The organism is Streptomyces sp. NPDC088707 (genome assembly GCF_044752725.1).
In the GTDB taxonomy this organism is placed as follows: Bacteria; Actinomycetota; Actinomycetes; order Streptomycetales; family Streptomycetaceae; genus Streptomyces.
Map to the genome: position 1 here is coordinate 593,838 of NZ_JBIVLV010000004.1, position 7,714 is coordinate 601,551.

The 7,714-nt window shown below is 68.6% G+C and carries 5 protein-coding genes and 1 pseudogene; 2 read left to right on the plus strand and 4 right to left on the minus strand.

Going from position 1 to position 7,714, the window contains the following annotated elements:
* Positions 1-83 precede the first annotated feature (83 nt).
* The 4 genes and pseudogenes from istB to ACIP84_RS16490 all read right to left on the minus strand — a co-directional run bounded on the left by istB (position 84) and on the right by ACIP84_RS16490 (position 6,188).
* A pseudogene (istB, locus tag ACIP84_RS16475) lies at positions 84-918 on the minus strand (IS21-like element helper ATPase IstB).
* Positions 915-2,588 (minus strand): IS21 family transposase, encoded by a 1,674-nt coding sequence (istA, locus tag ACIP84_RS16480; RefSeq protein ID WP_401798348.1) that lies wholly within the window; start codon positions 2,586-2,588, stop codon positions 915-917. The pseudogene istB and the gene istA overlap by 4 nt, the downstream one beginning before the upstream one ends.
* Before the next feature lie 218 nt (positions 2,589-2,806).
* Positions 2,807-5,467, minus strand: coding sequence for a Helicase associated domain protein (locus ACIP84_RS16485; protein ID WP_401798349.1), 2,661 nt, complete (start codon positions 5,465-5,467; stop codon positions 2,807-2,809).
* Between the two features lie 49 nt (positions 5,468-5,516).
* Positions 5,517-6,188, minus strand: coding sequence for a hypothetical protein (locus ACIP84_RS16490; protein WP_401798350.1), 672 nt, complete (start codon positions 6,186-6,188; stop codon positions 5,517-5,519).
* Between the two features lie 666 nt (positions 6,189-6,854).
* Here ACIP84_RS16490 and ACIP84_RS16495 point away from each other — a divergent pair.
* Positions 6,855-7,115, plus strand: a complete 261-nt coding sequence (locus ACIP84_RS16495) for a hypothetical protein (protein ID WP_401798351.1) — start codon at positions 6,855-6,857, stop codon at positions 7,113-7,115.
* Between the two features lie 86 nt (positions 7,116-7,201).
* On the plus strand, positions 7,202-7,402 hold the full coding sequence (locus ACIP84_RS16500; protein ID WP_030326645.1) for a hypothetical protein: 201 nt from the start codon (positions 7,202-7,204) through the stop codon (positions 7,400-7,402).
* Positions 7,403-7,714 lie beyond the last annotated feature (312 nt).

The window sequence follows — 7,714 nt, forward strand, 5'->3', positions numbered from 1 at the left end:
GCTGGGTGTCGCTCGTTGTGGGTGCCGATGGGTGGTGAGAGCGAGGGGCATGCATCGCTCTCACCACGGGACCGCTCTCGCGGTCAGGCGGCAGCCGCCTTGCGCTTGGCGGTGGTGCTGGCGAGGCGGAAGGACTGGGTGCCGGTCTCGATGATGTGGGCCTCGAAGGTGAGCCGGTCGACGATGGCCTGGCAGAGCCGCCTTGTCGGTGAAGGTCTGGTCCCACTCGGTGAACGGCCTGTTCGAGGCGATCGCGATCGCGTGCCGTTCCTCGCGTTCGGTGGAGATCTGGAACAGCAGCTCGGCGCCGTGCCGGTCGAGCTTGACGTAGCCGAGTTCGTCGAGACAGAGCAGGTCGACCCGGCCGTACTTCTTGATCGTGCGGCCCAGCTGCTTGTCGCTGGCTGCCTCGGCCAGCTCGTTCACCAGGTTCGCCGCCGTGGTGTAGCGGACCCGACCGCCGGCCTCCGCGATCGCGGTGCCCAGCCCGATCAGCAGGTGGGACTTTCCGGTGCCGGAGTCGCCGATCAGGCAGAGCGGGTTGCCGGCCTGGACCCAGCCGGGCTGGGCGAGGGTGCTGATGACCTCGGGCGGAACGTTGGGGTTCTTGGAGAAGTCGAAGTCCTCGATCCGCTTGTTCCGGGGGAAGCCCGCCTCCTTGACCCGCCGGAACTTGCGCCTCTCGTCCCGGTCCTCGCACTCGCTCTCCAGCAGCTCGGCCAGGAAGTCCGCGTAGGACGCGTGCTCGCGCAGGGCCTGGGCGGCGAACTCCTCCCAGCGGCCGCGGATCGTGGACAGGCCCAGGTTCCGGCAGGCCGCGTCGATCGTGGCCGACGGGTCGGCCCCGCGCTGAGCGGGCAGGCCGAAGGAGCCCCACCGCCCCGTGGTCGCCGGGGCGGGGGAGGTGCTCTGCGTCATGCTGAGCCTTTCGGTTGGATAGAGAGCAACTGGCCGTAGGCGGCCAGGGAGGGTTCCGGCCGGGTGTCCGGCGGCAGTTCAGGACGACGTGCGGGCAGTGAGATCACCCGCGCTGAGACGATGTCCTGGTCTTCGGGCCCGTCCTCGGCGGCAGTGGCGCTTGCGGGCGGGGCGATCACGACGGGCGGGGGTCCGCCGGCTGCGGCGACGGCCTTGCGTGCCTCGATCGCGACGAGGTCCGGGGAGACCGACCCGGCCTGGAGGACCGCGTTCATGCCCGCGATCACTGCTTCGCCGGGCAGCCGGCGGTGCAGAAGGAGGACGTCGATCAGGGCCCGGGTGCCTTCTGCCCGGCCTCTTGCCTCGCGGGCGGCCGCCCAGAACGCGTCGTGGACCGAGGTGAATAGACCGCTTTCGCGGGCCGCGGCCAGGCCGGTGGAGTTCTCCAGGGCGCCAGGCTTCGTCCGCAGGATCTCCAGGTAGTGGTCAAGGAGATCGCGGAAGCCATAGCGGCCGGCCAGCCGCGGGTGGCGGACGACGATCTCGTGCCGGTCGAAGACCCAGACCTCATCCGCCCGCAGCGAGACGCGGACGTTCTGGCCGATGAACCGGGCCGGAACCGAGTACTTGTTCTGGCGGACCGTGACCCTGGAGGTCTTGTCGACCTTCGGCGTGAGCGTCAGCCCGACATCGAACTCCTCGAACGGCAACGGGGCCAGCAGCGGGGCCTCGTAGTCGAAATCGAAGCCGACCGACGTGGGCCGGTTGTCGATGTGCCGGGAGTCCTCGGCCACCTCGATCTGCTCGATCCGAGCGTTCAGATCGGCCAGCGTGTCGACGTCGGGGACCGGGACCAGGTGCGTGCGGCGGAACCGTCCGCCCTCGTGCTCGACCCCGCCCTTCTCATGGGCGCCTTCCTTACCTGGCCGGCAGTAGAAGGCGTCGAATCCGTAGTGCGACCGGAAGGCCACCCACCTCTGCGACTCCACCCGCGAGCGGCCGAAGCAGACCTGGGAGACCGCCGGCTTGAGGTTGTCGTAACGGATGTGCCGGGTCGGGACGCCCCCGAGGATCCGGAAGGCGTCCACGTGGCCCTGCATGAACGCTTCCTGGCCCGACGTGGAGAAGACCCGGTGGACGGCCTTGCCTGAATACGACAGCCGCAGCGTGAACAGCTGGCACTGCATCGGCTTGCCGTCCACCCGGACCCAGACCTCGGCGAAGTCGACCTCGGCCTCCTCCCCGGGCCGGTGGAACTGTGGAACCATGCCCTCGTGCATCATCCGGGCCCGGTCCGCCTCCTCCTCCTTGATCTGAGGACGGCGGACCCGCAGGTAGTCGTTGAGGGTGGTGTAGGCGACGGCGGTGAAGCCGTACTCGTCGCGCAGCCGGTCCAGGATCCGCTTGTTGGTGTGCCGCTGCTTCGGCGGCGCGGTCAGATCCGACCGCAGCATCTCGTCGATCCAGCCCTTGGCCGGATCCAGCGCCGACCGGCGCATCACAGGCTCCTTGCGCTGGGGCGGCAACGCGCTGTCCAGGGCCTGGCGGACCACCCGGCGGTGGACCGCGTAACGGCGGGCCAGCTCACGGACGGAGGCGTTCTCCAGCCTCCGGTCGCGACGGATCCGCTCGAACAACTCGACACGCTGCAAAACCCGGCCTCCTGACACGGCCGTAATCAAGTACTCACACAGCGTGATCCCGGTCGCGAATCCGGGTCAATACCGCACTACTCCAAACGAGTGCATCCCCGCCCTACCGGCCGTCAGGTGGGGCCACTTCAAACCGTTCCTCGGTGGGGCCACATGAAGCCGTTCACCCGGGGCCAAAGAAGACCGTCCTAGACAGCCGGTGAGAGCGTCGGCCCAACCTCATGTGGGTGGCCCCTCTACACCCACTGCACTCCCAGTTCCCGGAGTACGTCGAGTTGCTCGGCGCTGAGTTTGTCGCGTCGGGTCTTGGTGTTGCTGTACCAGATGCCGAGCTTGGTCTCGGTTCCATCGGGCAGGACCTCCACCGCCTTCCGGGGGACGGGCCGGTGGGCGCCTTCCCGCTCGACCCACTGCGTGAGGGCGGTCAGGCCGCGTTGGAAGGCTTGCTGTGCCTTGCTCGGGCCCTTCCCTGCCGCAAGGGGCGCCACGGGGGTGGGAGGCGGGGTCTGGTCGGGCTGCACGCCCAGCTTGGACAGCCGCTGCTGCTGCTCGGGGAGGAGCTGTGCCCAGGTGCCCGGGTTCTTCTGCCGCTTCAGCCATCGTCCGATGTCGTCGCCATCGAACCGCACCCCGGATGCGATGTCGGGGAGGTGGCCGTCGGCGTCGACCAGGTCCGCCAGGACGCGGTAGTGCCGCTGCCAGTCCAGCGGCCATGGACAGTTCCAGTCCCCATCGACTGCAGCCAGCTGCTGCGCGCGCACGACGGCCCGCTCCGTATCCTTCCCCAGCCCGCCTTTGCGGCGGAGGTTGGCGAGGAGCTGTCCGATGGCCAGCTGCTCACTGTCACCCTCGCCTTCGCCCCAGACGGCGTCCTGCCGGGGTGCGAGGTGTCCGGTGGCCTTCCGGTGGGACCGCAGGGCGGCGAGCTTGTTCTCCCAGGCTTCCTCGCCGGGTTCCCAGACCATCCCGGCCTCCGGTGCGTCCAGGAGCGTCTTGCGCCGCTGTTCCAGCTCCCCGGCCCGCAGCGCCTTCCTCTGCTGATGCACCCAGCGGCCAAGCGGGAAGTCCTTGGTGACGCCGACTTCGGCCTCGGTGTCGTACGGCACGGCGTAGAGGCCGGTGATCTCGTTCTCCTTCCGCCAGCGGGTGAGGGCTTGGTAGCCCTCCAGCCACACCAGCGACTCCGGCCGGTACACCCGGGTACGGAGGAAGGCCGCGATCGTGGCGGCGTCGCGCGGGCTGGAGAAGTGAAGTAGGGCGGCTTCAGCGGCGGCCTGCGTGCCGTCGTCCTGGTCCTCGCCGTCGCCCGCGCCGCCGGCCCCGACGATCCGCCCGTCCTCGTCCCGCCGGACGTGGATCTTGCGCTTGCCGCTGGTGAGTGCGCGGGAGGCGAGCTGCTCGACCAGACGCTCATCATGCGAGCGCAGCCCCTGGAGGACGGCTACAAGAGGGCGGAACGAGGCGGAGGCGACCATGTCGGTGGGGTCCTCGCCTGGCTCCAGGAAGACCGGCACGATGATCCTGGCCACCTTCGTGCTGCCGTCCTTGTTGAGCCGGAGAGCGCGACCGATGTTCTGCACGACCTCCACCTGAGAGCCGCGGGTGTCCGCGAAGCAGACGGCCTCGACTCCGCGCTCGCCGGTGATGTCGACGCCTTCGCCGAGGACGCGGCAGCTGGCGAGGAAGGCCCGGTGGACCCGCCGGCCCGCGGCGTCGATTCCGTTGGCGAACTGGCGCAGCACCTCGCGCCGCTCGGTGACGAGGTGGTCGCCGCACAGCCATGCCGACCACACGCGGTCCGGCGGGACGTGGCGGCCGGCCTCCAGCTCGTAGAACTCCGCGTCGATCGAGGACTTCGGCAGCTGCTCCGCGGCCGTCAGATCGGCGTCCGTGGCGTCGGTGACGTACAGCTCCGCCGCCGTCTCCGGCAGCTTCTCCGCGAACGCCGCGGCCTCCTCTACCTTCTGGTGGAACGTCATGACCGTACGCAGATTCCAGGCGGCGGCGTGCTCCAGGAGCGCGGTCTGCAGCAGCGCCAGGCGCCGGCCGCGCCGTGCCTCTTCGGACTCCAAGAGCACAGGCGACGGGTCGTGGATCTCCAGGACGTCGATCTCGAACCCGGCGAGAATCTCGCGCTCGATCGCCTCCGAGAGCCCGATCTCTGCGAGCCACGCACCGTAGGTCCCGTTCGGGTCATCGGCCATGGTCGCGAGCTCCGCCTCCTGGCCGCCCGTGCCCTTCTGGGGCCGGGGCGCGGCGAGGATGCGCGGGGTGGCGGTCAGGTAGAGCCGGAAGGCCGCCGGGATCCGGGTGTTGTCGTGAATCGCCGCCCACGGCCGACCAAGATCACCAGTGGTACCGTGCGCCTCATCCACGATGGCGAGGTCGAAGCCGTCCATGCGCTGCCCGTAGAGCCGCTCTCCGCCCGCCAGGGCGGCCTCCAGCGGCCCGCGAACAGTCCGCTGACCCTCGGGAGCGTCGACGTCCTCGCGGTCCACGAGAGAGGCGTACGTGGCGAACACGACCACGGGCCCGGACCCGGCCGACAGTGCGAGCTGGATCGGGTTGGTCGTGGTCCGCACCCCGAGCTGTTCCAGGACGTCGTCCTTCTCCAGCGAGCACACCGCGACCATCGGCGCTCGGTGGCCCACCAGACGCCACGCCTGGGCGGTCTGTACGAGCAGATCCAGGGTCGGGACGGTCACCAGGATCCGGCCGTCCGCGAACGACTCCAGCGCGCACGCGGCGGCCGTGATCGTCTTGCCTGAGCCGGTCGCAGACACGATCGTGCCCCGCGCCCCCTGCGGCGGCACGGATGACCTTGCAGGGAATCCGACCCATGCACGGAAGGCAGATTTCTGATGGACCTGGTGTTCCCTGAGTGAGATGACGTGCATTTTCTGGTTCCCTTTTCCGGGGCGGACTTCAGCTTGCCGGGGCGTGAGGTTACTTCGACGGTGTGCCGAAGTCGTCAAGTCCTCTGAGCCCCCACGAGTCCAGTCCGGCGTAGATCGTGGCGGTCTGGCAACGCGGTGATTCCATGATCTCGGCTTCGCCGCGGTAGACAGCGACCAGCGAGTCGGTGCCGCGCCACCAGGCGTCCGCAAGGCCAGCGACCTCTGGCACGACCTCGAACCCGTCCAGCTCCAGATCGTCCACAGCAGCGCCTGTCAGCACCGTGGTCGTGCGCGCACACCTACGGGCGTGATCCGCCAACGCCAAAGCCTCCACCCACCCCTCGACGCTCGCATGCAAGGGCACCCACTCCCCGGCCTCAAGCCCGAACTCCCCGTTCGGACCCACCACGAACGAATACGGAAGAGCCGTACGCTGCGCACCAGCGTCGAAGAGCCAGTCAGGGGCCGGCCCTTCCGGAACGCCCCCACGGAACGCCCGAGGGCCTCCGTCATAGTGAGGAGAAGGGGAAAGGGCCAGGCCACCCCAGACAGCCTCGAAGGCGGCCACCCGATCGATCTGCCCGCCAGGGATCCCATGCTCCAGCCCCCAAAAGGCCCTGGACCGCTCGACATCACCCCGACCGGTCCAGTAGCCGTGGCACCCAATAAAGTACTGCGCTCTGCGAGTAAGCCCTTCAGGGATTCCCTCGTTGATCGACATCTCCCCCTACTCTCTTTTCGCCAAAGGTACTCCACATACGGCTTTCCCTTTTTCTGATGACGTGAGCGTGCCCCGACCGGGTGGCTGCAAGGTGTGTAACATTCTCTCCAACGCTACATGCTGCATCAGTTTGATCGCACGGTCCCCCGGAGACACCGACACGAACGAGCGATGGCAGGACCCCGGCATACTGGCCAGTCATGGACAGACGCAGCACACGACGGTTGACACTGATGGTCGACGGGGAAGCGTTCGAGGTCACAGAGCGACCCGACGAGTTGGGTACATACGACTTCACCTGGCTGTCAGGCCCCAACCCCGGATACGGCTTCACTTCGGCCGTGCAGCCGGCCAGAGCATTGAGCGAGCCGGAACTACAGTCGTCAGCCCGGGACTTCTTGAAGCAGGTGGACCCAACCACCGGACACATCGAATAACCACCCCCGGCACCTACCTCTGCAGCCAGCCAGGCCCGCGTCAGCAGGCCGAGCCGACAGCCCATACACCATCAGAAGAGTCCGCCAGGGGCGGGGGGCGCAGCGAAAGCTGCGCCCCCCGCCGCGCCGCCCGTGTGCGCAGCCCCCACGAAGCAGCCCCCCTCCCGTCGTCTAAAGCCGCCTTGACTCGTGCTCGTTTCCGTCTTTCACTCTGGGGCATTCGGCGGTCATGGACACCTCAGCGCACACCGAAGAAGCGGTCGAGACTCAGGGCGATGAGCACCACGTCATCCTCAGCGCCGATACCAACGGTGACGGCAAGCCCGACGTATGGATGACCGACACCACAGGTGACGGCAAAGCCGACCTGTACCAGTTCGACACCACCGGCGACGGACAGATCGATGTCACCATCGTTGAACGCGCCAAACAGCCCGGCATCGATCGCCTGGTCGTCGAAGGCGACGCTGGCCACCCCCAACAAGCCTGAACCCACCCCCTGCCTCTCACACACCCCCGTGCGCCCCAGGGCACCGAGGGACACGTGAGCAGCGTTCTCCGGAAAGGAACCCACCCATGCTCGCTATAGCCGCCGCCGTCCTGTTCTTCATCTCCTTCCTGATCAACGCAGCCGACATCGACACCAACGATGTCTTCTCCTCCACGAACATCACGCTCCTCGGCCTCACCGCCCTGGCCCTGCACCTCGCCGGCATCGGAGCCGCCCGCACCAGCCACACGACCACCAGCAGACGCCGACGCTGGTCCCGCTCCTGACCTCCTGTAGCCAGCCAGGCCCGCGACAGCGGGCCCCACGGCCCTGAAGGCGCAGCCGGAAGGGCCGTCAAGCGGGGGAGCGCAGCGGACCCGCTTCGCCAGGCTGGAGCGAAGCGGAAGCCTGGCAGCGGGACGAAGTCCCGTAACTCCGGGAGCGCAGCGGACGGAGCATCAACCCGACTGCGCAGCAGTCGGGTTGCGCGGGACGCGCAGCGTCCCGCCAGCGCTCCCGCGGAGCGGGAGCGCAACACCCGCGCGCAGCGCGGGTGTTCGCTCGCACATCGCGCAGCGATGTGGTACCCGCTCCGCGGG

Bases quoted from the DNA above. Each gene is read 5' to 3' on its own strand.
- ACIP84_RS16485 (WP_401798349.1), bottom strand. From the start codon at position 5,467: ATGCACGTCATCTCACTCAGGGAACACCAGGTCCATCAGAAATCTGCC.
- ACIP84_RS16495 (WP_401798351.1), top strand. From the start codon at position 6,855: ATGGACACCTCAGCGCACACCGAAGAAGCGGTCGAGACTCAGGGCGAT.
- ACIP84_RS16500 (WP_030326645.1), top strand. From the start codon at position 7,202: ATGCTCGCTATAGCCGCCGCCGTCCTGTTCTTCATCTCCTTCCTGATC.
- ACIP84_RS16490 (WP_401798350.1), bottom strand. From the start codon at position 6,188: ATGTCGATCAACGAGGGAATCCCTGAAGGGCTTACTCGCAGAGCGCAG.